Source organism: Photobacterium pectinilyticum, assembly GCF_024357955.1.
GTDB classification, from domain to species: domain Bacteria; phylum Pseudomonadota; class Gammaproteobacteria; order Enterobacterales; family Vibrionaceae; genus Photobacterium; species Photobacterium pectinilyticum.
In genome coordinates, this window is sequence record NZ_JANEYT010000070.1 from 1 (window position 1) to 25,023 (window position 25,023).

The 25,023-nt window shown below is 49.2% G+C and carries 23 protein-coding genes; 7 read left to right on the forward strand and 16 right to left on the reverse strand.

All coding sequences use genetic code 11. The annotated features are described in order from the left end of the window. Positions 1-158 precede the first annotated feature (158 nt). Positions 159-686, forward strand: coding sequence for a fasciclin domain-containing protein (locus NHN17_RS20515; protein ID WP_255044497.1), 528 nt, complete (start codon positions 159-161; stop codon positions 684-686). A gap of 61 nt (positions 687-747) precedes the next feature. Here the strand turns inward: NHN17_RS20515 and ppnP are convergent, their stop codons facing one another. Then, positions 748-1,029, reverse strand: coding sequence for a pyrimidine/purine nucleoside phosphorylase (gene ppnP, locus NHN17_RS20520; RefSeq protein ID WP_255044498.1), 282 nt, complete (start codon positions 1,027-1,029; stop codon positions 748-750). A gap of 93 nt (positions 1,030-1,122) precedes the next feature. Further along, positions 1,123-1,593 (reverse strand): Zn(2+)-responsive transcriptional regulator, encoded by a 471-nt coding sequence (gene zntR, locus NHN17_RS20525; RefSeq protein ID WP_255044500.1) that lies wholly within the window; start codon positions 1,591-1,593, stop codon positions 1,123-1,125. Between the two features lie 198 nt (positions 1,594-1,791). Here zntR and purH point away from each other — a divergent pair, with 198 nt between their 5' ends. Together purH and purD are read left to right on the forward strand one after the other, a co-directional pair. Next, entirely contained in the window at positions 1,792-3,399 is a 1,608-nt protein-coding gene (gene purH / locus NHN17_RS20530) for a bifunctional phosphoribosylaminoimidazolecarboxamide formyltransferase/IMP cyclohydrolase (RefSeq protein WP_255044501.1), read from the forward strand. 214 nt (positions 3,400-3,613) lie between these two features. Continuing rightward, entirely contained in the window at positions 3,614-4,906 is a 1,293-nt protein-coding gene (gene purD / locus NHN17_RS20535) for a phosphoribosylamine--glycine ligase (protein WP_255044502.1), read from the forward strand. Between the two features lie 106 nt (positions 4,907-5,012). Here the strand turns inward: purD and NHN17_RS20540 are convergent, their stop codons facing one another. Both NHN17_RS20540 and hupA read right to left on the reverse strand, forming a co-directional pair. Continuing rightward, positions 5,013-5,714: a DUF1481 domain-containing protein gene (locus tag NHN17_RS20540; RefSeq protein WP_255044503.1), complete on the reverse strand. Its 702-nt coding sequence runs from the start codon at positions 5,712-5,714 to the stop codon at positions 5,013-5,015. Positions 5,715-5,753: 39 nt separating this feature from the next. Next, complete coding sequence (gene hupA / locus NHN17_RS20545; protein ID WP_036831349.1) at positions 5,754-6,026, reverse strand: nucleoid-associated protein HU-alpha; 273 nt, start codon at positions 6,024-6,026, stop codon at positions 5,754-5,756. 228 nt (positions 6,027-6,254) lie between these two features. On the opposite strand from hupA, the gene NHN17_RS20550 reads away from it, so the two are divergent. Then, positions 6,255-7,310, forward strand: a complete 1,056-nt coding sequence (locus NHN17_RS20550) for a CNNM domain-containing protein (RefSeq protein WP_255044504.1) — start codon at positions 6,255-6,257, stop codon at positions 7,308-7,310. 164 nt (positions 7,311-7,474) lie between these two features. Here NHN17_RS20550 and NHN17_RS20555 read toward each other — a convergent pair whose 3' ends face one another. Further along, on the reverse strand, positions 7,475-8,062 hold the full coding sequence (locus NHN17_RS20555) for a YjaG family protein (protein ID WP_255044505.1): 588 nt from the start codon (positions 8,060-8,062) through the stop codon (positions 7,475-7,477). 103 nt (positions 8,063-8,165) lie between these two features. Between NHN17_RS20555 and NHN17_RS20560 the strand changes: the two genes are divergently transcribed. Beyond that, on the forward strand, positions 8,166-9,077 hold the full coding sequence (locus tag NHN17_RS20560; RefSeq protein ID WP_255044506.1) for a D-2-hydroxyacid dehydrogenase: 912 nt from the start codon (positions 8,166-8,168) through the stop codon (positions 9,075-9,077). A 27-nt stretch (positions 9,078-9,104) separates the two neighbouring features. Continuing rightward, entirely contained in the window at positions 9,105-9,719 is a 615-nt protein-coding gene (locus NHN17_RS20565) for a uracil-DNA glycosylase family protein (protein WP_255044507.1), read from the forward strand. An 86-nt stretch (positions 9,720-9,805) separates the two neighbouring features. On the opposite strand, the gene hemE is transcribed toward NHN17_RS20565, so the two are convergent. Then, the gene (gene hemE / locus NHN17_RS20570) at positions 9,806-10,873 is read right to left on the reverse strand and encodes a uroporphyrinogen decarboxylase (RefSeq protein ID WP_255044508.1); all 1,068 of its coding nucleotides are present in this window, start codon (positions 10,871-10,873) and stop codon (positions 9,806-9,808) included. 227 nt (positions 10,874-11,100) lie between these two features. Then, a complete protein-coding gene (gene nudC / locus NHN17_RS20575) occupies positions 11,101-11,877 on the reverse strand; it encodes an NAD(+) diphosphatase (RefSeq protein WP_255044509.1) in 777 nt (258 codons plus the stop codon). Between the two features lie 155 nt (positions 11,878-12,032). Here nudC and rsd point away from each other — a divergent pair, with 155 nt between their 5' ends. Next, a complete protein-coding gene (gene rsd, locus NHN17_RS20580) occupies positions 12,033-12,515 on the forward strand; it encodes a sigma D regulator (protein WP_255044510.1) in 483 nt (160 codons plus the stop codon). A gap of 239 nt (positions 12,516-12,754) precedes the next feature. On the opposite strand, the gene rpoC is transcribed toward rsd, so the two are convergent. The 9 genes from rpoC to NHN17_RS20625 all read right to left on the reverse strand — a co-directional run. Then, entirely contained in the window at positions 12,755-16,969 is a 4,215-nt protein-coding gene (gene rpoC / locus NHN17_RS20585) for a DNA-directed RNA polymerase subunit beta' (protein WP_255044511.1), read from the reverse strand. Positions 16,970-17,068: 99 nt separating this feature from the next. Further along, positions 17,069-21,094 carry a DNA-directed RNA polymerase subunit beta gene (gene rpoB / locus NHN17_RS20590; RefSeq protein ID WP_255044512.1) on the reverse strand — a complete coding sequence of 1,342 codons (4,026 nt, stop codon included), beginning with the start codon at positions 21,092-21,094 and terminating at the stop codon, positions 17,069-17,071. 223 nt (positions 21,095-21,317) lie between these two features. Next, positions 21,318-21,683: a 50S ribosomal protein L7/L12 gene (gene rplL, locus NHN17_RS20595; RefSeq protein WP_255044513.1), complete on the reverse strand. Its 366-nt coding sequence runs from the start codon at positions 21,681-21,683 to the stop codon at positions 21,318-21,320. A gap of 60 nt (positions 21,684-21,743) precedes the next feature. Next, on the reverse strand, positions 21,744-22,238 hold the full coding sequence (rplJ, locus tag NHN17_RS20600) for a 50S ribosomal protein L10 (RefSeq protein WP_255044514.1): 495 nt from the start codon (positions 22,236-22,238) through the stop codon (positions 21,744-21,746). 258 nt (positions 22,239-22,496) lie between these two features. Next, the gene (gene rplA, locus NHN17_RS20605; RefSeq protein WP_255044515.1) at positions 22,497-23,201 is read right to left on the reverse strand and encodes a 50S ribosomal protein L1; all 705 of its coding nucleotides are present in this window, start codon (positions 23,199-23,201) and stop codon (positions 22,497-22,499) included. A gap of 4 nt (positions 23,202-23,205) precedes the next feature. Then, a complete protein-coding gene (gene rplK, locus NHN17_RS20610; RefSeq protein WP_255044516.1) occupies positions 23,206-23,634 on the reverse strand; it encodes a 50S ribosomal protein L11 in 429 nt (142 codons plus the stop codon). 124 nt (positions 23,635-23,758) lie between these two features. Beyond that, on the reverse strand, positions 23,759-24,304 hold the full coding sequence (nusG, locus tag NHN17_RS20615) for a transcription termination/antitermination protein NusG (protein ID WP_047874630.1): 546 nt from the start codon (positions 24,302-24,304) through the stop codon (positions 23,759-23,761). 11 nt (positions 24,305-24,315) lie between these two features. After that, the gene (gene secE, locus NHN17_RS20620; RefSeq protein ID WP_107350963.1) at positions 24,316-24,693 is read right to left on the reverse strand and encodes a preprotein translocase subunit SecE; all 378 of its coding nucleotides are present in this window, start codon (positions 24,691-24,693) and stop codon (positions 24,316-24,318) included. 216 nt (positions 24,694-24,909) lie between these two features. Next, on the reverse strand, positions 24,910-25,023 hold a 114-nt coding region (locus NHN17_RS20625), incomplete at its 5' end, for an EF-Tu C-terminal domain-related protein (protein ID WP_507237154.1).

Sequence of the window (25,023 nt, forward strand, 5' to 3'; positions counted from 1 at the left end):
TTGAGGCTATCCATAGCGATGTGACTGTCTGAAAGAGTAACCTCAATTAGATCATATTTTTACTTAGATTGGTATAAGACCTACCACTATGTAGTGGTGAACCATACTGCTTGTTCGTACGTTAAATGCTTGGATATAACCACAACGAGGCTGCAGCAATGAATCACATACTCCGTACATTTAACCGCTCTTTGGTCGTAATTGCGTTGTTCTTTTCAGGTCTTGCCTTAGCAGGCCACCACGAAAAAAGCGAAATGGAAAAGAATCTTGTCCAGGTCGCCGCCAATAACGATGATTTTCAAACCTTGGTCATGGCAATTAAAGCCGCTGATTTGGTCGAGACACTGGAAGGGAAAGGGCCGTTTACCGTGCTGGCGCCCACAGATGATGCGTTTGCCAAGCTTCCCGAAGGCGCACTTGCCGAACTGCTGAAACCGGAGAACAAAGAAAAATTACAAGCGATACTGACTTACCATGTATTGCCCGGAGCGCTTTCTTCAGAGGAAGTCATGAAACTTAAGCTGCCAGAAACGGTTCAGGGCGGCACGGTTGCCATTGAAACCGATGACGATGGCAAGGTAACCATCAACGGTGCAAACGTCATTTTGGCAGATGTGCCAGCCAGCAATGGGGTGATCCATGTCATCGACACGGTGCTGATCCCCACAGAGAAGGCAGAAGAATAATTAACGGCTAACAATGCCAGCTAAAAAGCACAGCGCTTCACCACTGGTGAAGCGCTGTCAGCTAGAGATAATCACACAGGTAAGCGGTAGGCTCAGACACCTTTACCTCAAACGAGGAATCACCAGGGACTTCAAAGTCGTCACCGGCATAATAGGTTTCCCATTCAATATGGCCAGGCAGCTTGACCGTCAGGGCTCCCTTGACCACGGTCATCTTCTCAGGCGCTGCCGTACCGAAGGTATATTCCCCTGGCGCCATCACGCCCACGCTGGCGCGCTCGCCAGAAGTTTCAAACCCCAGGGACTTAACCTGGCCATCAAAATACTCATTTACTTTCAACATGATTTTCCTTATCAATAACAAGGCGATGTTTCGACGCTACCACAACTTGACGGCCTACCCAATATAATTGATCGATTCACTGTTGATTTAAAACTAGCGGCCAGTGCAAGCATCACGCCCGCTGCAGCAGCGCCCTTCACTGGATTGCGCATTTTCAACACCGTCATCGCTCAGCGCTTCAAGGATCGAACAGTGGCTGGCATCATCATCCGCATGACCACAGCAAGCATCATTGATTTTCTGAAGAGCATTACGGATCCTTGCCAACTCAGCCATCTTGCGATCGACGTCATCCAACTTGGCCAGAGTGATTGCTTTTACTTCAGCACAGCTATGTTGGCTGGCTTCCAGCCGGATATCCAGCAGCTCCCTAATTTCATCCAAGCTAAGGCCGATAGCCTTGGCGCGGAGAATAAAATGGATCCGTGACAAATCACCTTCGCTATAAAGCCGGTAACCACTCTTGCTACGGCCGGCAGGTAGCAGCAAGCCATTTTTTTCGTAAAATCGCAACGTGTCGCTGCTGACACCACAATGTTTAGCCAGCTGGCCAATCAAGTACATACCGCCCTACCTTCAGTGATCCACAAACAACGAAAAGCAAACGTTTGCGTAGTGGTGGATTTAATGTAAAATATGCCACGTTGATCACAACAACGACAGCACAGTTTGTATCTTCGATTCTAGCCGAGGGTATTTACCAAAATCCAGCCCACTGGCTTTTGGCAAATAGTCCTCCATGTTTATAAAGAGATGGTAGCAATGGAAAACGCTCGTCCTATCCGCCGTGCGCTAATTAGCGTGTCAGACAAAACTGGTATTGTTGAGTTCGCCCAGGCGCTTGCCGATCGTGGTGTCGACATCCTCTCCACAGGTGGCACTGCCCGCCTTCTTGCCGAGCAGGGTATCAAGGTCACTGAAGTATCCGATCACACAGGCTTCCCTGAAATGATGGACGGTCGCGTTAAGACCCTACACCCAAAAATTCATGGTGGTGTACTGGGTCGTCGCGGCACTGACGATGCTGTGATGAACGACCATGGCATTGCCCCTATCGATATGGTGGTGGTAAACCTATACCCATTCGCAGCAACAGTGGCTAACCCAGACTGCACATTGGAAGATGCTGTTGAGAACATCGATATCGGTGGCCCGACAATGGTCCGTTCTGCAGCGAAGAACCACAAAGACGTGACCATTATCGTTAATGCCCACGACTACGACCGCGTGCTGACCGAAATGGCGACCAACGACGGTTCACTGAGCCATGCCACCCGTTTCGATCTGGCTATCGCAGCCTTCGAACACACTGCTGCCTACGACGGCATGATCGCCAACTACTTCGGTACTATGGTGCCATCTTACGGCGACAATAAAGAAGGCGATGAGCCTTCTCCTGAAAACAAGAGCAAATTCCCACGCACCTTCAACCAGCAGTTCGAGAAGAAGCAGGACATGCGCTACGGTGAAAACAGCCACCAAGCCGCCGCTTTCTACGTTGAAGCTACCCCTGAAGAAGCGTCAGTTTCTACGGCTCGCCAAATCCAAGGCAAAGCCCTGTCTTACAACAACATCGCAGATACAGACGCAGCACTTGAGTGTGTGAAAGAGTTCGACCAGCCAGCGTGTGTGATCGTTAAGCATGCTAACCCATGTGGTGTTGCACTAGGTGCAGACATCCTAGAGGCCTACGACCGCGCTTTCAAAACAGACCCAACATCGGCCTTCGGTGGCATCATCGCATTCAACCGCGAACTAGACGCAGCAACAGCAACAGCGATTACTGAACGTCAATTCGTTGAAGTTATCATTGCACCGTCTGTTTCTGCTGAAGCGGTAGAAATTGTAGCGGCTAAGAAAAACCTTCGCCTGCTGGAATGTGGCGAGTGGAGCAGCAAGACTACGGGTTTTGACGTTAAGCGTGTTAACGGCGGCCTGCTGGTTCAAGACCGCGACCAAGGCATGGTTTCTGCTGATGACCTGAAAGTCGTTTCTAAGCGCCAACCAACAGAAGAAGAACTGAAAGATGCACTGTTCTGCTGGAAAGTCGCTAAGTACGTAAAATCAAATGCGATTGTTTACTCGAAAGGTGACATGACTATCGGCGTGGGCGCCGGCCAGATGAGCCGCGTTTACTCAGCGAAAATCGCCGGTATCAAAGCCGCCGACGAAGGCCTTCAGGTTGAAGGTTGCGTCATGGCATCGGATGCCTTCTTCCCGTTCCGCGATGGCATTGATGCTGCCGCTGAAGCCGGCATTAAATGTGTTATCCAGCCAGGCGGCTCGATGCGCGACCAGGAAGTGATTGACGCTGCCGACGAGCACGGCATGGCGATGATCTTTACTGGCATGCGCCACTTCCGCCACTAATCACATAAGCCTAGGGGCAACTCTAGGCTTAATCATATTTAGATTTAGCCTTTATTCATCACACTATATGACTAGAGGCTTTAATAATTTTAATGCAAAGCTATTTTTCAGAGGTCAAGGAAAGCACGCCCTATTTTATAGGAGCTCATATAGGTATAAATGAGCATGCTTGACACAGAGACCTGAAAAATGGCGCAGCAATAAGGGATTAAAGATGAATGTATTGATTATTGGTGCCGGCGGCCGTGAACACGCACTGGGCTGGAAAGCGGCACAAAACCCAAACGTTGAAACCGTTTTCGTCGCTCCGGGTAACGCCGGTACCGCACTTGAGCCTAAACTTGAGAACGTAAACATCGGCGTTGAAGACATCGCTGGCTTAGTGGCGTTTGCTCAAGAGAAAAAAATCGAGCTAACCATCGTTGGCCCTGAAGCACCACTTGTTATTGGTGTGGTTGACGCATTCCGCGAAGTGGGTCTTCCTATCTTTGGTCCAACTCAAGCAGCGGCACAGCTTGAAGGCTCTAAAGCATTCACTAAAGACTTCTTGGCTCGTCACCAGATCCCAACAGGCTCTTACGCTAACTTCACTGACATCGAGCCAGCACTGGCTTACGTACGTGAACAAGGCGCGCCAATTGTCGTTAAGGCTGACGGCCTAGCTGCCGGTAAAGGCGTTATTGTTGCGATGACCCTTGAAGAAGCCGAAGACGCCATCAAAGACATGCTAGCGGGTAACGCATTTGGCGAAGCCGGCAGCCGCGTGGTTATTGAAGAGTTCCTTGAAGGCGAAGAAGCAAGCTTCATCGTGATGGTTGACGGTTCTAGCGTGCTGCCTATGGCCACCAGCCAAGACCACAAACGTGTTGGCGACAAAGACACTGGCCCTAATACCGGTGGTATGGGAGCTTACTCACCAGCCCCTGTGGTTACCCCTGAGATCCACAACCGTATCCTTGAAGAAGTGATTTACCCAACGGTACGTGGTATGGATGCCGAAGGCGCACCGTACACAGGTTTCCTTTACGCTGGCCTAATGATCGATGCAGACGGTACGCCGAAGGTTATCGAATACAACTGCCGCTTTGGCGATCCAGAAACGCAACCTATCATGATGCGTATGGAATCGGATCTTGTTGAGCTTTGCCTGATGGCTATCGACGAGAAGCTAGATGAAGCAGAATCTAAGTGGGATCCGCGCGCTTCTATCGGTGTTGTTCTAGCCGCTGGCGGGTACCCTGCTGACTACGCAAAAGGTGATGTTATTTCGCTACCAACGAGCGAAGTTGAGGGTCAGAAGATCTTCCACGCTGGGACGGCAAATAACGAAGCCGGCGATGTGGTCACTAACGGTGGCCGTGTTCTTTGTGCAACAGCACTTGGCAATACAGTTTCTGAAGCTCAGGAGCGTGCTTACGCACTGACGAAACAAGTTAGCTGGAACGGTATGTTCCACCGCAATGACATCGGCTACCGTGCCATTGAGCGCGAGCAGCAAGACGCCTAATTCACAGCAGCGCCACCAGTACACCATCAAAAAACGCGCCCAAGGGCGCGTTTTTTTATTTATGCCGCTCAACCATACCAGCATACTCTCAGCTTGGTTGGCGGTATCAGTTCGTCAGCAGCACAGGCGCTGTCAGGCAAGCTGATTGGCTTTCAGTCAGCATCAGTAAAATCTTCGCAGTCAGGGTACCGCGACGAACTTCGCCGATCACTGCCATATAACCGGATTGCTGGCGCTCCAGCAGCTGCTGCTGCGCATAATCAGGCAATTCAGGGGAGAAGTTCACTTTAAGCTGGCGCTCGTCTCCGCAGCGGTAGAACACCCCCTGCTGCCAGAGGCCTTGTACCAAGGATTGATCATCCTTGCGCTGCTGCTTGACCACGTCCGTGCCATGTTCGGCTTCTTGGACCAATTGCTGCAATTGTACTTCGCCCAACGGGATCAGCTCATCGCCCAGGGTGTAACGCTGGAAAACCGCATTGCCCAAGGTATCGTAGCGAACATGCAAGGAGAAAGGTTTGATTTGCTGTTCATCAAGCAGGGTCCCTTCACGTTTGATTTCACGAAGTTTGCCATCCCGCCAGCGGTAGTCGGTCCGGTATTCACCGTAATCACCGGACATCACCCGATCGGCAAGGCTAACAGGGCGGTTTTGCTGTGAAGTAAACCAATAAATTGACGTGCTATCACCGAGGCTCTGGCCACCGGTATGGGTCAACACTGGCGTAATATTATTTTCAGGGACTGTTGGATTGGAGGCACATCCCGCTAATAGCGAGAGGGTAAGAAAAGTCAGTAGTCGCTTCATGGAAAAACTCCGCCAGATAGATACCTGGCGGAGTATAGATTATTTCACTGCGTCTTTCAGTGCTTTACCTGCAACGAAAGCAGGTACGTTTGCTGCAGCGATCTGGATTTCCTGACCCGTTTGTGGGTTACGGCCAGTACGCGCGGCACGGTGGTTCACTTTGAAAGTACCAAAGCCGATTAGTTGAACCTGGTCACCTTCTTTCAGCGCGTCAGTAATACCGTCTAGAGTTGATTCTAGGGCAACTTTAGCTTGAGCTTTAGAAAGATCTGCTTTTTCAGCGATCAGGTCAATCAGTTGGGTCTTGTTCATTAGGTTTCCCTTCTAAGGTTTTTTCTTAAGACGCATCAACTCTAATTCAAAAGAAGCCTATGTGGCAAAGGTTTGTCAGCCTTCATATGGTTAGGTGCGGGCTCTTTAACCACAAACTGAGCGCAAGTTCACAAAATGTTACCAACATGCTAGCTGAAATAGTTGTATTTATTCGCTTCAACACCGATTAATATAGGCGTTATCCCGTTAATTGTTACTAAGGTAAGCATGATACTCCTTACGATTTACATCGCTATCGCGATTGGTGTTTCGTTTATTTGTTCAGTACTGGAAGCTGTTCTCCTCAGCATCTCCCCGAGTTATATTGGTACCCTGCGCCAGCAAGGTCACCCAGCGGCCGATCGCCTCGCGGCCCTAAAAGACAATATCGACCGCCCACTGGCTTCGATCCTGACCCTCAATACCATTGCTCACACCATCGGTGCGGCAACGGCCGGTGCTCAGGCAGCCGTGGTATTCGGTAGCCAATGGCTAGGAGTCTTCTCCGGCGTACTGACAATTGGTATTTTGCTATTCTCCGAAATCATTCCGAAAACGATCGGTGCAACCTACTGGCGCCAGCTAGCCCCTGCTTCGGCATCGACCCTACGCTGGATGGTCTGGGCCCTGACGCCGTTTGTTTGGGTCTCAGAGCAAATCACCCGACGCCTATCCCGTGGCCACCAAGCACCAAAACTCCGTGACGAGCTATCGGCAATGGCAATGCTGGCGATCGAATCCGGCGAACTGGCTGAAGGCGAATCAAAAATCATGACTAACCTGCTCCAGTTCCGCGATGTCAGCGTCACCAAGATCATGACACCACGTCCGGTGTTATTCCGGATTGATGCCGAACAACCGATCAACGAGTTCCTGTCTCAGCATAAAGACAGTCCGTTCTCGCGCCCGCTGGTCTATAGCGAGCAGAAAGACAACATCCTGGGCTTTGTTCACCGCCTTGAGCTGTTTGCCGAAAGTCAGGCTGGCCGAGGCCAGAAAGAGCTAGGAACCCTGATGCGCCCGCTGCCGGTCATCATGAACAATTCCAGCGTACCAAAAGCCTTCGAGCAGCTGATGAAAGAGCGCTCCCAGTTGGTCTTGGTGGTGGATGAATATGGCACCGTCCAAGGTTTGGTGACCATGGAAGACATCTTCGAGCACCTCGTCGGTGAAGAGATTGTCGATGAAGCCGACAAGAATACCGACATGCAGCAGTTAGCCTACCAGCGCTGGGAAAAATGGAAGAAAACCCACGGGGTTATCGAAAGCAAAGACGACGAGTAATCACGCTGTCGACAGTAAGAGGGGCCTGGTGGCCCCTTTTTTATTTCATTGACTCACCCACCCGGCAAGATCGCCCTGTCCTTGATTATTGTGCGCCAATAACCACTTGATCGTCAGGCACAAAAAAGGCCCTAGCGGGCCCTTCGTCATCAAGTTAGATTGACTTACAGCTCGATACCGATATTGCTAACCGGCTCGTCACGCAACTCTTGGCGTAGGTCTTTGATCAATTCGATGTCGCGGCGCTCTGCTTCTTTCAGGGCGCGGAAAATCGCCCACTGCATGTCCCACTCGGCACATACCGCTTCGTTTTCTTTTTGGTTCTCGTTGGTGATTTCGATACCCGTCTGGGCAAACTCAAGATCTGCAACCGTTTCTGCTGACAGAGAACTCAGCTTGGCCAGTGTTTCAAGCATCAAGTCACGATCTAGCATAGCATGAAGCAGATCAGCCAGTGCGGCACAGGCATCAATCGCAGGGCTTACAGCATACAGATCAAAGTCTTCAGCGTTTGGTACCAACTCTTCAAGCTTCTCTAGCTGCTTTTCGAAGTTAATCTTGGCTGTTTTTACTGTCAAGATTTCCCAGATGCTGTCCAGAATCGAACGGTATTTCTGCTCATCCGCGAACTCCGTTTGCTGACAGAAGAACGCATAGTTTGGGTACATTCGTTCACACAGTGACACCATAAAGGTAATGTGTTGCCATGGTTCTAATTTTTCTAAACGGAGCTGAACTGGATTCTTTAGCATGGGATAATCCGCATTTGTGATTTGACCCGGATCTTACTTGTATCCCCCTGCTACTGCAATACATGGACGGCGGATAACACTGTGCTACCACAAAGGAGCTAACATGCATAAACTGATGATTGTTTCCCGCCAACAACAAGCCTATGAAGCTATGTTGGCCGAACAACCACTGCCGGGTATAACTCTCACCCAGCAACCGGACGAGGCAACGATTTTGCTGGCCGATCCCCCGAAGGTGGCCCCGCAGCTAAAGCAGTTCCCAGCCCTTGAGTGGATTCAATCAACTTTTGCTGGTATCGATGCCCTGACACAACCGAATTTGCGCCAAGACTACCTCCTCACCAATATACGCGGTTGTTTCGGCCAGCTGATCAGTGAATACGTACTTGGCCTGACTATCGCCCACCAGCGCCATTTCACCACCTATCAAACCCAACAGCACACCAATCACTGGCAACCTCACCCTTATCACACCGTCGCCGGCAAAACGATGGTGATATTGGGTACCGGTAGTATCGGTAGCCATCTCGCCCGATCGGCCAAGGCGCTGGGATTCCACACCATCGGGGTCAACCGATCCAGTCAGGCCGAAGAGCAAGCTTTCGACGCTGTTTTTCCGTTAGCCAAGCTACACGACGCACTCACGCAGGCTGATGTATTAGTCTCAACCTTACCTGCCACAGCGAGCACCGATAATTTGCTCAATGTCGATAGCTTAGGCTACTGCCGCCAAGCCCTACTCTTCAATGTCGGCCGAGGTAATGCCATTTGTGAGCAAGGCTTGCTCAAAGCGATTGAAGCCGGTGCCATCGGGCACGCTTTCCTCGATGTATTCAAGCAAGAGCCACTGCCAAATAACCACCCTTTCTGGCTGCACCCGAAGATCACCGTCACCCCGCATGTTGCCGCAGAAAGCTTTCCTCATCAGGTCATGGCTATCTTTCGCAACAATGCTCAGCTTTGGCTCACACAGCAGCCACTGCGCTATACCATAGATTTTCAGCGGGGGTATTAAATCCATTAACGGAATCAGGTAGCCAATATGAGTCCAAAACCAGACCAGAAACATCTTGATAACTTGCTAGATCAGATCAACCGATGCAGGATCTGCCAGGATCATCTCCCGCTAGGGCCACGACCTGTGATCCAGGCTGCCAGCAGTGCCCGTTTGATGATTATCGGCCAAGCGCCGGGTACCAAGGTCCATGAAACCGGGATCCCATGGAACGATCCGAGTGGTGATCGCCTCCGGCGTTGGTTGGAACTTGATCGTGATACCTTTTACAACCCAGAGCACATCGCCATCATGCCGATGGGGCTGTGCTACCCCGGCCGTGGCAAGTCGGGCGATCTACCGCCCCGCCCCGAATGTGCGCCACAGTGGCACCCGCAGGTATGGCCGTTGCTACCCAATATCGGAATGACCCTGCTGGTCGGTCAATACGCCCAGCAACGCTACCTAAAGGGCAAGCCGAAGACGCTCACCGAAACAGTAAAAACGTGGCGTAACTGGGCACCTGAATTCATCCCGATGCCTCACCCCTCACCGAGGAACACTCTATGGTTGAAGAAGAACCCGTGGTTTGAAGAAGAAGTGGTACCGTATATCCGTGACTACGTCCACCGGCACCTCGCGAAGCAAAAGACGAGATTTTAGGACCCAATAAAAAAACCCATACAGCTAACTGTATGGGTCTTACAAACTTTCGATGTAACTATGAGAAGCAGTAAAGTGTTGTCGTATTACTTGTGATACGGCGTTGACAGTTCATGCACCGCTTCAACAAACACACCGGCATTTTCTGGCGGCACATCTAGATGGATACCGTGGCCGAGATTGAATACATGGCCAGTACCGCCATCACCAAATCCTTCCAAGATAGTCGCGACTTCCTGACGGATACGCTCTGGCTGAGCGTATAGCATGGATGGGTCCATATTGCCTTGCAGGGCGACTTTGTCACCAATACGCTTTTTGGCATCGGCAATATTGATGGTCCAATCCAGACCGACCGCATCACAGCCTGTTGCTGCGATTTGCTCAAGCCACATACCACCGTTTTTGGTAAACAGGGTAACCGGCACACGGCGACCTTCGTTTTCACGGATCAAACCATCGACAATTTTGTGCATGTAGCGCAGTGAGAACTCGTTGTAATCACGTGGTGTCAGTACGCCACCCCATGTATCGAATACCATGACCGACTGGGCACCCGCTTTGATCTGCGCGTTCAGGTACTCAATCACACTGTCTGCCAGCTTATCCAGCAACAGATGCAGTGTTTGCGGCTCGGCGTACATCATCTTTTTGATCTTAGTAAACGCTTTTGAGCTGCCGCCTTCAACCATGTAGGTCGCCAATGTCCATGGACTACCAGAAAAACCGATTAGCGGAACTTCACCTTGCAGATCTTTGCGAATCTGGCGTACCGCATTCATAACGTACTGCAGCTCACCTTCCGGGTCCGGCAGGCCGATTTTGTCGACATCGGCTTTGCAAGTAATTGGGCGTTCAAATTTTGGCCCTTCACCCGCTTCAAAGTAAAGTCCCAAGCCCATCGCATCAGGGATCGTCAGAATATCAGAGAACAAGATCGCTGCATCAAGCGGGAAGCGGCGCAGAGGCTGTAGTGTTACCTCACTAGCAAGCTCAGCATTTTTACATAGCGACATGAAGTCACCAGCTACGCTTCGAGTTGCACGATATTCTGGTAGATAGCGCCCAGCCTGACGCATCATCCATACTGGGGTGCAATCGACTGGCTGCTTCAATAAAGCGCGAAGGTAGCGGTCATTCTTTAGTTCGCTCATTTGGGACTCCATGGTTTTATTATGCGGGCATTGTACCACTCCCGGCTGTCAACAAAAGAGGCCGATTGTTAACCAGATCAAGTTTATAGTAACAATCTGGTCACCAGATTTGCGACTCTGTGGCTCTCGTGGTACAAAATCTGCGCGCTAGCAATAATAACAATGACTTTGCTCGTAGAAGGCAAAATAACTGCACCTTACCCCTCCTCACGGAGGGTTTTTTTATTCTAATTTTGGCGGCTCTTGGCCATCAATATCAATGTCTCGTCTATCAGCGATCTGGCAATCGTACCCGGCGGGGCCAAGTCCGGCAGTTCGTTTTGTGTTGCCCAGATTGCATCGCTCAACTCAGCGTAATCAGGCTTCAGTTTCCCGCTTTGGTGGTCGGCCAGAAACCCCATCATCAGATTAGACGGAAACGCCCAGGGCTGACTGCCGAAATAACGGATATTAGTCACATTTATACCGGTTTCTTCCAACACTTCTCTTGCCACACACTGCTCTAGCGTCTCACCAGCCTCAACAAAACCGGCAATCACGGTATACATCCCGGTTTTATGCCTCGGATGCTGCGCCAACAAGATTTTATCTTTTTTTCTGACTGCGACGATGACACAAGGCGATAGCCTTGGGTAATGGTGGCTGTGACAGCCCTGACAGACCATAGCAAGCTCTGCTTTAATGAATTGGCACTCAGTACCACACTGCGGGCAAAAACGCTGAGAGTGCAGCATATGCGATAGTTGGATAGCACGGCTGGCTAAATAAAATAGTTCACTATCAATGGTCAATAAGGCCCGTAAGCTACCGAACCTCGATTCATCTGCCTGTTCTGGCGCTTCTAGCCAGTAAACGGGAATGCCTTGGTATCGGCCAACTTCTACGACGCTTTCAAGATCAAACCCTACTTCACTCGACTCTTTGAGGGGAAGTTGTTGATCTTCTAGGTAGAGCTGGCGATTTTTGACTATGCACCAATAGCCTTTTTCTTGTTTTTTTAACATCAACGTCACATCCATCCTTGCAGGGTATCGTTTTTACTGGCAATCTAAAGTTAATACGGAAAAGGATCCGTAATTCAAGGTTCTCTTTTTTAAGAGATTTACAGGTATTGTTTCCAGTACCCTGTCTCGGTACTGTAGATCATGAGGGCATGATCATGTTAAGTAAATTCGAGCAAGTACAAAAACAATGGGGTGGCACGAGTGACGTCATCGATCACTGGCTGATGTCTAGGCAACAGCTGCTAATCGATTACTGCAAGCTAGCCGGACTCCCACCGTTCGAGAGTAATAACCGCCAGCTTCCTACCGCTTCCCAGCTCCAACTTTTCAGCCAGCAACTGGTCGATTATATCTCCGAAGGACACTTCAAAATCTACGATATGGTCATGGCTCGTTGGAATTCGACAGGGTATTCACCCACCGAAGAGATTTCTCAGCTATACGCACAAATCACCCAGACGACGGATCCTTTGCTGAACTTCAGTGATAAATATACCGATATGGATGAAAGTGACGAACTGCCAGGCTTCGACACCGACCTGTCAACCACCGGCGAGCTGATAGAAATCCGCTTTGCCCTTGAGGATAAGCTGATCGAATTGATCAGTGAGAGTCTGGCCTGCCCTCCGGGCGCCTAGGCAACTCGAACCTGTCCTCACCTGCTACAAGCCTGATGGCCTCATCGGGCTGGTCATACTTTTATACGCTTTTATCCCGTGGTCTGTAAAGGCTGTACCGACCAACGTCCCTACCTTCTGCCTCATTAGCCACGCCGATTATCCGTTGCAGAAGTGTCATTTGTGAGCATCTCCCCTGACAACAGGCAATAAAAAAGGGCACCCGAAGGTACCCTTTTATTCAATGCGTTAGCTAACGATTAGTCGTCGCTTAGGCCGGCATTCAGTAGTGCAGCAAGATCTTGCGATGCCTGCTCTGCATCTACTTGAGGTGCAACTGGCTCTAGCTCTGCATCACGCTGACGCTGACGGTTCTGGTGGTACGCAAAACCGGTACCAGCAGGGATCAGACGACCAACGATTACGTTCTCTTTCAGGCCACGTAGCTCATCACGCTTACCAGAAACCGCAGCTTCTGTTAGTACGCGAGTCGTTTCCTGGAACGATGCCGCTGAGATGAACGACTCAGTTGCAAGCGATGCTTTGGTGATACCCAGTAGATCACGCTCAAACGTTGCGATTAGCTTACCTTCAGCTTCAAGCTTACGGTTAGTAATCGTTACGCGAGAGAACTCAACCTGCTCACCAGGTAGGAACTCAGAGTCACCTGAAGACACGATAGTAACTTTACGCAGCATCTGACGAATGATTGTCTCGATGTGCTTATCGTTAATCTTAACGCCCTGTAGTCGGTAAACTTCCTGAACCTCGTTAACGATGTATTCTGCAACTGCGTGTACACCACGTAGACGTAGAATATCGTGCGGAGCCTCTGGACCATCGGCGATTACATCACCCTTCTCAACCTTCTCACCTTCGAATACGTTCAGCTGGCGCCACTTAGGTACCATTTCTTCGTATGCGTTGCCTTCAGAAGGTGTGATGATTAGGCGACGTTTGCCTTTAGTTTCTTTACCGAACGAAACCATACCCGTGATTTCAGCAAGAATTGCTGGCTCTTTCGGCTTACGTGCTTCGAACAGGTCAGCAACTCGTGGTAGACCACCGGTGATATCTTTCGTACCGCCAGATGCCTGCGGGATACGTGCTAGCGTATCACCGATACCAACCATTGCGCCATCTTCTAGCTGGATGATTGCTTTACCCGGCAGGAAGTATTGAGCTGGTACTTCAGTACCGGCGATCATTACATCATGGCCGTTTTCATCAACTAGCTTAACCGTTGGACGCATGTCTTTACCTGCACCGGTACGCTCTGCAGCGTCAAGTACAGTGATCATAGACAGACCCGTTAGCTCATCAGTTTGACGAGAAACAGTTACACCATCAATCAGGTCAACAAACTGGATACGACCTGCCACTTCAGTGATGATTGGCATTGTGTGCGGGTCCCAGTTAGCGATAACTTCGCCAGCTTTAACTTCCGCAGCATCACCTTTAGTTAGGTGTGAACCGTATGGCAGTTTGTAGTTCTCTTTGGTACGACCAAACTCATCGATAACGCTCATTTCTGACGCACGAGAAGTGATAACTAGCTTGCCTTCGTTGTTAGTAACAAACTTGGCATTATGCAGTTTCATCGAACCGTTGTTCTTAACCTGGATGCTGTTTTCAGCAGCGGCTGCAGATGCTGCACCACCAATGTGGAACGTACGCATCGTAAGCTGTGTACCTGGCTCACCGATTGACTGAGCAGCAACAACACCTACTGCTTCACCAGTGTTCACCAAGTGACCACGTGCTAGGTCACGACCGTAACAGAACTTACAACAACCGAAGTCATTCTCACAGGTTACAACAGAGCGCACTTTAACCTGGTCAACAGAGTTCTCTTCCAGGATGTCACACCACTTCTCATCAAGAAGCGTGTTACGTGGAGCAAGAACTTCTTCTGTACCCGGCTTGATAACGTCTTCAGCAACAACACGACCAAGAACTCGGTCACCTAGCTGCTCTTTAACATCACCACCTTCGACTAGAGGCATCATGGTGATACCTGCATGCGTACCACAGTCATCAGCTGTGATTACAACATCCTGCGCAACGTCAACTAGACGACGCGTTAGGTAACCGGAGTTAGCTGTCTTCAGTGCGGTATCGGCAAGACCCTTACGAGCACCGTGAGTAGAGATGAAGTACTGTAGTACGTTCAGACCTTCACGGAAGTTCGCTGTGATCGGTGTTTCGATGATTGAGCCATCCGGCTTAGCCATCAGACCACGCATACCCGCCAACTGACGAATCTGTGCGGCAGAACCACGAGCACCTGAGTCGGCCATCATGTAAACGCTGTTGAACGATTTCTGCTGCTCTTCTTCACCGTCACGGTTAATGACAGTATCGAAAGACAGGTTATCCATCATCGCTTTAGCAACTTGCTCATTCGCTGTTGCCCAGATATCGATAACTTTGTTGTAACGTTCACCGGCGGTTACAAGACCAGATTGGAACTGCTCTTGGATTTCAGCAACTTCTGCTTCTGCTTCTGCGATCTTGGTGTATTTCGCTTCTGGTACAACCATATCGTCGATACCAACAGACACACCAGAAAGTGCAGCGTAAGCAAAACCTGTGTACATGATCTGGTCAGCAAAGATAACAGTATCTTTCATGCCCAGTTCACGGTAACAAGTGTTAAGCAGTTTAGAGATCTGCTTCTTACCCAACGCTTCGGTATTCACAAGGCTAAATGGCAGACCTTTCGGTACGATAGTCCATAGCATTGCACGACCAACAGTCGTATCAATCAATTGAGTATCTTCAACCAAGCCACCCTGCTCGCTTTTCACGAACTGAGTAATACGAACTTTAACGCGAGCATGCAGCTCAGCATTACCTGTACGGTATGCTTTTTCAGCTTCAGCAGGACCTGCAAGGTACATGCCTTCGCCTTTAGCGTTAATCTTCTCACGAGTCATGTAGTAAAGACCCAATACAACGTCCTGAGAAGGTACGATGATCGGATCACCAGATGCTGGCGAAAGGATGTTGTTCGTTGACATCATCAGCGCACGAGCTTCAAGCTGTGCTTCCAGTGTTAGGGGTACGTGTACCGCCATCTGGTCACCATCGAAGTCGGCGTTGTATGCCGCACACACTAGTGGGTGAAGCTGAATCGCTTTACCTTCGATTAGTACTGGTTCAAATGCCTGAATACCCAAACGGTGCAGTGTTGGTGCACGGTTAAGCATGACTGGGTGTTCGCGGATCACTTCGTCTAGGATATCCCAAACAACCGCTTCTTCGCGCTCAACCATCTTCTTAGCAGCTTTGATCGTTGTCGCAAGACCACGAGTCTCTAGCTTGCCGTAGATAAATGGCTTAAATAGCTCAAGTGCCATCTTCTTAGGAAGACCACACTGATGCAGGCGTAGGTATGGACCTACGGTGATAACAGAACGACCAGAGTAGTCTACACGCTTACCAAGTAGGTTCTGACGGAAACGACCCTGCTTACCTTTGATCATGTCAGCCAAAGATTTCAGAGGACGCTTGTTCGAACCTGTGATAGCGCGGCCACGGCGACCGTTATCTAGCAATGCATCAACAGACTCCTGAAGCATACGTTTTTCGTTACGTACGATAATGTCAGGGGCTGCTAGGTCCAGTAGACGCTTAAGACGGTTGTTACGGTTGATTACGCGACGGTACAGATCATTCAGATCAGACGTTGCGAAACGGCCACCATCTAGCGGTACCAGCGGACGTAGATCCGGCGGTAGTACTGGCAGTACAGACAGGATCATCCACTCTGGGTTGTTACCTGACTGTAGGAATGCTTCTACCAGCTTAAGACGCTTAGTTAGCTTCTTACGCTTGGTTTCAGAGTTAGTTTCTTCTAGCTCTTCGCGCATCAGCTCGATTTCAGCATTCAGGTCCATATTGGCCAGAAGTGCCTGAACGGCTTCAGCACCCATCTTCGCGTCGAACTCGTCGCCCCACTCTTCAAGTGCATCCAGGTACTGTTCTTCTGACAGCAGCTGGCTACGCTCAAGGTTGGTCATACCCGGTTCGATTACCACGTAAGATTCAAAGTAAAGTACACGCTCGATATCACGTAGCGGCATGTCCATTAACAGACCGATACGAGATGGCAGTGACTTAAGGAACCAGATGTGGGCAACTGGAGAAGCTAGCTCAATGTGACCCATACGTTCACGACGTACTTTAGTCTGAGTTACTTCTACGCCACATTTTTCACAGATAACACCACGGTGCTTCAGGCGCTTGTACTTGCCACAAAGACACTCGTAGTCTTTTACTGGGCCAAAGATACGTGCACAGAAAAGACCGTCACGCTCAGGCTTAAAAGTACGGTAGTTGATGGTTTCTGGTTTTTTCACTTCACCGAAAGACCATGAACGGATCATGTCTGGTGAAGCAAGACCGATTTTGATCGCGTCAAATTCTTCAGTCTTGTGTTGTGCTTTCAGAAACTTAAGTAAGTCTTTCACATTCGGCTCCTGTGAGGAGTTGACCCATAAAGGCGCCAGTCTACTGGCGCCTTCATATTTATACCGGAGTAACTAATAAATCTTGGTATGAACCGAGGTTTATTCGTCTTCCAGCTCGATGTTGATACCCAACGAGCGGATTTCTTTCAACAATACGTTGAACGATTCCGGCATACCAGGTTCCATACGATGGTCGCCATCGACGATGTTCTTATACATCTTCGTACGGCCGTTAACGTCATCCGACTTAACAGTTAGCATTTCCTGTAGGGTGTATGCTGCGCCATATGCTTCTAGCGCCCACACTTCCATCTCACCGAAACGCTGACCACCGAACTGAGCTTTACCACCCAGCGGCTGCTGAGTAACTAGGCTGTAAGAACCGGTAGAACGGGCATGCATCTTGTCATCAACCAAGTGGTTAAGTTTCAGCATGTACATGTAACCAACAGTTACAGGACGCTCAAACATATCACCGGTACGACCGTCAAACAGTTTCAGCTGACCAGATTCTGGCAAGTCACCCAATTTCAGAAGCTCTTTAATAGAACTTTCTGGCGCACCGTCGAAGACAGGTGTCGCGATAGGTAGACCATTACGCAGGTTCTTGATCAACGTATGTACTTCGTCGTCGCTTAGGGCGGCAATGTCTACATCCTGGCGCGTGTCGCCCAGGTCGTACACTTTCTGCAGGAAGTTACGGAACTGATGTAGTTCCTGCTGCTGCTTAAGCATCTCGTTCAGTTTGTCACCGATACCTTTCGCTGCAAGACCCAAGTGAGTCTCCAGGATCTGACCGATGTTCATACGAGACGGTACACCCAGCGGGTTCAGTACGATATCAACTGTCTGACCTTTTTCATCGTACGGCATATCTTCAACAGGACAAATCTTAGAGATTACACCCTTGTTACCGTGACGACCCGCCATCTTATCACCAGGCTGGATACGACGCTTAACAGCTAGGTATACCTTAACAATCTTAAGGACACCCGGCGCTAGGTCATCACCCTGAGTGATCTTACGGCGCTTGGTTTCAAATTTCTTATCGAACTCTGATTTCAGCTCGTCGTACTGCTCGGCTAGCTGCTCAAGTTGGTTCTGCTGTGATTCATCATCAAGAGTCTGACCAAACAGCTTCTCGCGGTCCATTGTAGACAGTTTGTCTTCGCTGTAACCGGCTGCAAGAAGAAGAGTACGAACACGTGCAAGAAGACCACCCTCAAGGATCTGGAATTCTTCAGTGATGTCTTTCTTAGCTTCTTTCAGCTGCATCTCTTCGATTTCTAGCGCACGCTTGTCTTTCTCAACGCCGTCACGGGTAAATACCTGAACGTCGATGATAGTACCAGACACTGAATTCGGTACACGTAGAGAAGAGTCTTTCACGTCAGACGCTTTCTCACCGAAGATAGCACGTAGTAGCTTCTCTTCAGGAGTCAGCTGAGTTTCACCCTTAGGTGTCACCTTACCAACTAGGATGTCACCACCCTTAACTTCAGCACCGATGTAAACGATGCCTGATTCATCCAGCTTAGATAGCGCTGCTTCACCCACATTAGGGATATCGGCAGTAATTTCTTCCGCACCTAGCTTAGTATCACGCGCCACACAAGATAGTTCTTGAATGTGGATAGTTGTCAGGCGGTCTTCCTGTACAACACGCTCAGATACAAGGATGGAATCCTCGAAGTTGTAACCGTTCCAAGGCATAAATGCGATACGCATGTTCTGGCCAAGGGCTAGTTCACCAAGGTCGGTAGATGGACCATCGGCAAGCACGTCACCACGAGCCACAGGCTCACCCGGCATCACAGTTGGACGCTGGTTGATACATGTGTTCTGGTTAGAACGGGTGTACTTGGTCAAGTTGTAGATGTCGATACCCGCTTCGCCTGGTACCAACTCGTCTTCGTTAACTTTGATAACGATACGAGAAGCATCTACTGACTGAACCATACCGCCACGTTTAGCTACGGCTGTTACACCGGAGTCAACCGCTACGTTACGTTCGATACCTGTACCTACTAGCGGCTTATCAGCACGTAGAGTAGGAACAGCCTGACGCTGCATGTTCGCACCCATAAGGGCACGGTTTGCATCATCGTGCTCTAGGAATGGGATCAGAGATGCCGCCACCGATACAACCTGGTTGGTTGCAACGTCCATGTACTGAACATGGTCACGTGGGTGCAGACCTGATTCACCTTTCTGGCGAGCAGTGATCAATTCGTCAGCGAATGAACCGTCTTCATTAAGCGCGGCGTTCGCCTGAGCGATAACGTAATGACCTTCTTCGATTGCAGATAGGTAATCGATTTCCTCGGTTACCTTGCCGTCGATAACTTTACGGTATGGCGTTTCTAAGAAACCGTAAGGGTTACATTGCGCAAAAGCAGACAGTGAGTTGATCAGACCGATGTTTGGACCTTCCGGCGTTTCGATCGGACATAGACGACCGTAGTGGGTCGCGTGAACATCTCGAACCTCAAAGCCAGCACGCTCACGAGTCAGACCACCTGGACCAAGCGCCGAGATACGACGTTTGTGAGTAACTTCTGACAGCGGGTTGTTCTGATCCATAAACTGAGACAGCTGAGAAGAGCCGAAGAACTCTTTAACTGCCGCAGAAATTGGCTTGGCATTGATAAGGTCTTGAGGCATTACTGCATCAAGGTCACCAAGGCTTAGGCGCTCTTTAACTGCACGTTCAACACGTACCAAACCAACACGGAATTGGTTTTCAGCCATCTCACCTACAGAACGGATGCGGCGGTTGCCAAGGTGGTCGATATCATCAACTTCACCTTTACCGTTACGGATATCGATTAGACGACGCATTACATCGATGATGTCAGCGTGATCTAGGGTCCCCGGACCTGTAGTTTCTTCACGAACTAGCGAGCTGTTGAACTTCATACGACCAACAGCAGATAGGTCGTAACGCTCTTCGCTGAAGAACAAGCTTTCGAATAGCTGCTCCGCGGCTTCGCGCGTTGGCGGCTCACCAGGACGCATCATGCGGTAGATTTCTACCAGTGCGCTTAGGCGGTCGGTCGTGCTGTCGACACGGATGGTGTCAGACATGTACGGACCGAAGTCCAGATCGTTCGTAAATAGAACTTCTAGAGACTTGTAGCCAGATTGAGATAGCAGTGCTAGCGTTTCCAGGCTAAGTTCCTGGTTAGCAGCTGCAATCAATTCGCCGGTTTCCTCGTTCACGTAATCACGTGACGCGATTTTACCCACGATGTATTCAACAGGTACTTCGATGTGGTCAACACCGTCTTTACCAAGCTGGCGGATATGGCGAGCGGTAATGCGACGGCCTTGTTCAACGTAAACCTTGCCATTGGCTTCGATATCAAAGCTGGCAGTTTCACCACGCAGGCGCTCAGGTACCAATTCCATAACCAGAGACTTGCCCTGAACTTCGAAGTTTACTTTTTCGAAGAACATGTCAAGGATCTGCTCGGTAGTGTAGCCTAGTGCGCGCAGGATGATTGAAGCTGGTAGTTTACGACGACGGTCGATACGTACGAATACGTTATCCTTAGGATCAAATTCGAAATCCAACCATGAACCACGGTATGGGATTACGCGTGCGTTATAAAGCACTTTACCTGAGGAGTGGGTCTTACCCTTATCGCTGTCGAAGAAAACACCCGGGCTACGGTGTAGCTGGGATACGATAACCCTCTCGGTACCGTTAATAACGAAAGTACCGTTATCTGTCATGAGCGGAATTTCGCCCATGTAAACTTCTTGTTCTTTAATGTCTTTGACTGTGCCAGCTGGCGCGTCTTTATCGTACATGACAAGACGAAGCTTCACACGAAGTGGTGCAGAATATGTTACGCCACGAATCTGACATTCTTTAACATCGAAGACCGGCTCACCGAGACGATAGCTAACGTATTGCAGCTCGGAATTGCCGTTATAGCTCTGAATTGGAAAAACAGAACGAAAGGCAGCTTCTAGACCGTAATGCCCTTCTGGATCCTGCTCGATGAACTTTTTAAAAGACTCAAGCTGGATCGACAGCAAGTATGGAACATCCAAAACTTGTGGACGCTTACCAAAATCCTTACGGATACGCTTTTTCTCGGTATAAGAGTAAACCATAGGTTCCTCAGATCGCTGATAAGTGATCCAAACTGCTCAAAACGAGGAGCAGTGACTAATGACACTGTTTATAGTTGGAACAATCCTGGAAAACAGAACTGCTTTTTGCATGAATAGTGATTGCAAAACAATGTGAAAACACCACTACCCTACAGCGCAAAAAGGCCGGTGGCATTGTAGCCACCAGCCATTAGCCAATTAAGGCTATGAAGCTAAGTAATTATTACTTAATTTCAACAGAAGCACCAGCTTCTTCTAGCTGAGCTTTAAGAGCGTCAGCTTCTGCTTTGTCAACGCCTTCTTTAAGTGCAGAAGGTGCGCCGTCAACTAGAGCTTTAGCTTCTTTAAGACCTAGGCCAGTTGCGCCACGTACAGCTTTGATAACCTGTACTTTCTGTGAGCCAGCAGCTGTTAGGATTACGTCAAACTCAGTTTGCTCTTCAGCTGCTTCTGCAGCTGCGCCGCCCGCTACTACTGCTGCTGCAGCTGTAACGCCGAATTTTTCTTCCATAGCTTCGATTAGCTCAACAACTTGCATTACAGACATTTCTGCAACTGCGTCTAGGATTTGCTCGTTAGTGATAGACATAACAATTCTCTTTGAAATCAACAATTAATTTAATATAGCGTTCAGATAAAGCAAAGGCGATTACGCCGCAGCTTCTTCTTTCTGATCGCGTACAGCTGCGATAGTACGTACCAGCTTGCCAGCTGAAGCTTCTTTCATGCACATCATTAGGCGTGCAATTGCTTCGTCGTAAGTTGGTAGTGTCGCAAGAATTTCTGCGTCAGCAACAGCGCCTTCGAATGCGGCTGCTTTGATCTCGAAATCTTTGTTCTCTTTAGCGAAGTCTTTGAAAAGACGCGCTGCAGCACCTGGGTGCTCATTAGAGAAACCGATCAGTGTAGGACCAACGAAAGTGTCTTGTAGACACTCAAAGTCAGTACCTTCAACTGCGCGACGTGCTAGTGTGTTACGAACAACTTTCAGGTAAACGCCGTTTTCACGAGCTTGTTTACGTAGAGAAGTCATCGCATCAACTGCAACGCCACGTGAGTCAGCAACAACTGCAGACAGGGCACCATTGGCAGCTTCGTTGACTTCAGCAACAATTGCTTTTTTGTCTTGAAGATTTAATGCCATTGGATATAGCTCCTGGATTTTGCTGGGTTACCCCAGTCATTACACCACTCACTGCCACTATGGCAGGAGAGTCTTACGGCGCAGATCCAAGATAGATTTACATCAATCATGTTCTGGCACCGTCTACGTAGGTAATATTAAGTTTGCTCAAAAGAACGAAACGCCTACGGTCTTTGACGAAGGTCAATTGCCAAGCAATCGACCTTAGCCATGAATTTGTGAACGCTGGATTATACACTAATTCAGCGTTACTGCAAATTACTGTGCGTTAGTTTCCAGAGTATTCTGGTCTAGCGCTACACCTGCACCCATAGTGGTGGAGATGCTTACTTTCTTGATGAAAGTACCTTTAGCTGAAGAAGGCTTAGCTTTCTTCAGGGCAACTAGAAGAGACTCTAGGTTCTCTTTTAGTTGTTCAGCATCGAAGTCCACTTTACCGATAGTAGTGTGGATGATGCCGTTCTTGTCGTTACGGTAACGAACCTGACCCGCTTTAGCGTTCTTAACCGCTTGAGCAACGTTAGGAGTTACAGTACCAACTTTAGGGTTTGGCATTAGGCCGCGTGGACCAAGAATAGTACCAAGCTGACCTACAACGCGCATTGCATCTGGAGATGCGATAACTACGTCGAAGTTCATCTCGCCTTTCTTAACCTGAGCAGCAAGTTCTTCCATGCCTACTAGATCAGCGCCAGCTTCTTTAGCAGCTTCAGCGTTTGCACCCTGAGTGAATACCGCTACGCGGATTTCACGGCCAGTACCGTGTGGTAGCACAGTTGCGCCACGAACGTTCTGGTCAGATTTACGTGCATCGATACCAAGGTTAACGGCAACGTCAACGCTTTCAGTAAATTTAGCAGTAGCTAGTTCTTTAAGAAGAGCAACAGCTTCATTGATGTCGTACTCACGTGCAACGTCAACTTTTTCGCGGATTACGCGCATACGCTTAGTTAGTTTTGCCATTGTCTTAACCCTCTACCACTAGACCCATTGAACGAGCAGTACCAGCAATCGAACGCTTCATAGCTTCGATGTCAGCACCAGTCATGTCCGCAGCTTTAGTTTCTGCGATCTCTTGGATCTGAGCGTCAGTTACAGTACCAACTTTCTCAGTGTTCGGACGGCCAGAACCAGACTTAACGCCAGCAGCTTTCTTAAGAAGAACAGCAGCAGGTGGAGTCTTAGTGATGAACGTGAATGAACGGTCGTTGTATACTGTGATAACAACTGGAGTCGGTAGACCTTTCTCAACTGAGTCAGTCTTAGCGTTGAACGCTTTACAGAATTCCATGATGTTCACACCGTGCTGACCTAGTGCAGGACCAACCGGTGGACTTGGGTTTGCCATACCAGCTGCAACTTGCAGCTTGATGTAAGCTTCTACTTTTTTAGCCATTGCTATTTACCTTAATTTGGGTTCGAACGTCTATTTTCGAGAAATAGACTCCCCGTCTAACGAAAGGGCGCGAAATTATAGTCCAATTTCACGCCCCTGACAACTAAAACTGATTACTTAATGATCAGCTTTTTTCCACCTGACCAAACTCCAGTTCTACAGGAGTCGCACGGCCGAAGATGGATACAGATACCTTCACACGGCTCTTGTCGTAGTCAACTTCTTCTACAACACCGTTAAAGTCTGCGAACGGGCCATCCGTAACACGGACAACTTCACCCGGTTCAAAGACAGTCTTGTGAACAGGCGATTCACTCGCTTTCTCAAGACGGTTAAGAATAGCATCTGCCTCTTTATCAGAGATCGGAGCCGGACGGTCAGATGTACCGCCGATGAACCCCATTACACGAGGGATACTACGTACCAGATGCCATGTCTCATCGTTCATCACCATCTGTACAAGCACATAACCAGGGAAGAACTTACGCTCGCTCTTCCGGCGCTGGCCCGCACGGACTTCCACAACTTCTTCTGTTGGGACAAGTACTTCTTCGAAGTGCTCTTCCATGCCGTGCATTTTGATATGCTCACGTAGTGACTGTGCAACACGACCTTCAAAACCAGAGAAGGCCTGTACTACATACCATCGTTTTTTTGGAGCTTCGCTCATGAACTCTTACCTCACACACCGGTAACTAGGCGGACTAGACGGACCATGATGCCGTCGATGCCCCACAAGGCTAACGCCATAATGACAGTGACAGCTAAAACGATAAAGGTTGTCTGCGTAGCTTCCTGACGAGTAGGCCATACTACCTTGCGGACTTCCATGCGCGATTCGCGGGCAAACGAGATCGCGGTTTTACCTTTTGCTGTAAGTGCGGCAATACCACCAGCTGCAGCCACAAGGACAACAACAGCAGCAGCACGTAGCACTACAGAAACATCACTGTACAGGTAATTACCAACCACAGCGGCAGCTAGCAAGGCAAATACAGCGACCCACTTAAGGCCATCCATACCACCAGAGCTGCTTTGGTTTTCGGCATTCGCTTTCATACAACCAACCTGTAACTAGTCTCAATATAGACGAAAATAACCCCGCATAAGCGAGGCTCTAATGAAGGAAAGCTCTAAAGCCTTAATTACAAACAAAAAACTTCATCATAGTAAATTTTTCTTCCTGCATGCTTGAGCAAAAAATATGCAAAACCAAGCAACAGCGCAGAAAAAGGGCATCAAATGATGCCCTTTTTAGTACCGTGTCGTCAAATATTATTCAACGATAGTTGCAACAACACCAGCACCAACAGTACGGCCACCTTCACGGATAGCAAAACGTAGACCTTCGTCCATCGCGATAGGTGCGATTAGAGTAACAGTCATAGA

What these genes read in the sequence shown, in the direction of transcription:
- NHN17_RS20565 (WP_255044507.1), top strand. Translation starts at nt 9,105, where the DNA reads ATGAGTCCAAAACCAGACCAGAAACATCTTGATAACTTGCTAGATCAG.
- rplL (WP_255044513.1), bottom strand. Translation starts at nt 21,683, where the DNA reads ATGTCTATCACTAACGAGCAAATCCTAGACGCAGTTGCAGAAATGTCT.
- rplK (WP_255044516.1), bottom strand. Translation starts at nt 23,634, where the DNA reads ATGGCTAAAAAAGTAGAAGCTTACATCAAGCTGCAAGTTGCAGCTGGT.
- nusG (WP_047874630.1), bottom strand. Translation starts at nt 24,304, where the DNA reads ATGAGCGAAGCTCCAAAAAAACGATGGTATGTAGTACAGGCCTTCTCT.
- rplA (WP_255044515.1), bottom strand. Translation starts at nt 23,201, where the DNA reads ATGGCAAAACTAACTAAGCGTATGCGCGTAATCCGCGAAAAAGTTGAC.
- NHN17_RS20540 (WP_255044503.1), bottom strand. Translation starts at nt 5,714, where the DNA reads ATGAAGCGACTACTGACTTTTCTTACCCTCTCGCTATTAGCGGGATGT.
- rplJ (WP_255044514.1), bottom strand. Translation starts at nt 22,238, where the DNA reads ATGGCATTAAATCTTCAAGACAAAAAAGCAATTGTTGCTGAAGTCAAC.
- secE (WP_107350963.1), bottom strand. Translation starts at nt 24,693, where the DNA reads ATGAAAGCGAATGCCGAAAACCAAAGCAGCTCTGGTGGTATGGATGGC.
- hupA (WP_036831349.1), bottom strand. Translation starts at nt 6,026, where the DNA reads ATGAACAAGACCCAACTGATTGACCTGATCGCTGAAAAAGCAGATCTT.
- ppnP (WP_255044498.1), bottom strand. Translation starts at nt 1,029, where the DNA reads ATGTTGAAAGTAAATGAGTATTTTGATGGCCAGGTTAAGTCCCTGGGG.
- rpoB (WP_255044512.1), bottom strand. Translation starts at nt 21,094, where the DNA reads ATGGTTTACTCTTATACCGAGAAAAAGCGTATCCGTAAGGATTTTGGT.
- zntR (WP_255044500.1), bottom strand. Translation starts at nt 1,593, where the DNA reads ATGTACTTGATTGGCCAGCTGGCTAAACATTGTGGTGTCAGCAGCGAC.
- purH (WP_255044501.1), top strand. Translation starts at nt 1,792, where the DNA reads ATGGAAAACGCTCGTCCTATCCGCCGTGCGCTAATTAGCGTGTCAGAC.
- NHN17_RS20515 (WP_255044497.1), top strand. Translation starts at nt 159, where the DNA reads ATGAATCACATACTCCGTACATTTAACCGCTCTTTGGTCGTAATTGCG.
- rsd (WP_255044510.1), top strand. Translation starts at nt 12,033, where the DNA reads ATGTTAAGTAAATTCGAGCAAGTACAAAAACAATGGGGTGGCACGAGT.
- NHN17_RS20550 (WP_255044504.1), top strand. Translation starts at nt 6,255, where the DNA reads ATGATACTCCTTACGATTTACATCGCTATCGCGATTGGTGTTTCGTTT.
- NHN17_RS20555 (WP_255044505.1), bottom strand. Translation starts at nt 8,062, where the DNA reads ATGCTAAAGAATCCAGTTCAGCTCCGTTTAGAAAAATTAGAACCATGG.
- hemE (WP_255044508.1), bottom strand. Translation starts at nt 10,873, where the DNA reads ATGAGCGAACTAAAGAATGACCGCTACCTTCGCGCTTTATTGAAGCAG.
- purD (WP_255044502.1), top strand. Translation starts at nt 3,614, where the DNA reads ATGAATGTATTGATTATTGGTGCCGGCGGCCGTGAACACGCACTGGGC.
- NHN17_RS20560 (WP_255044506.1), top strand. Translation starts at nt 8,166, where the DNA reads ATGCATAAACTGATGATTGTTTCCCGCCAACAACAAGCCTATGAAGCT.
- nudC (WP_255044509.1), bottom strand. Translation starts at nt 11,877, where the DNA reads ATGTTAAAAAAACAAGAAAAAGGCTATTGGTGCATAGTCAAAAATCGC.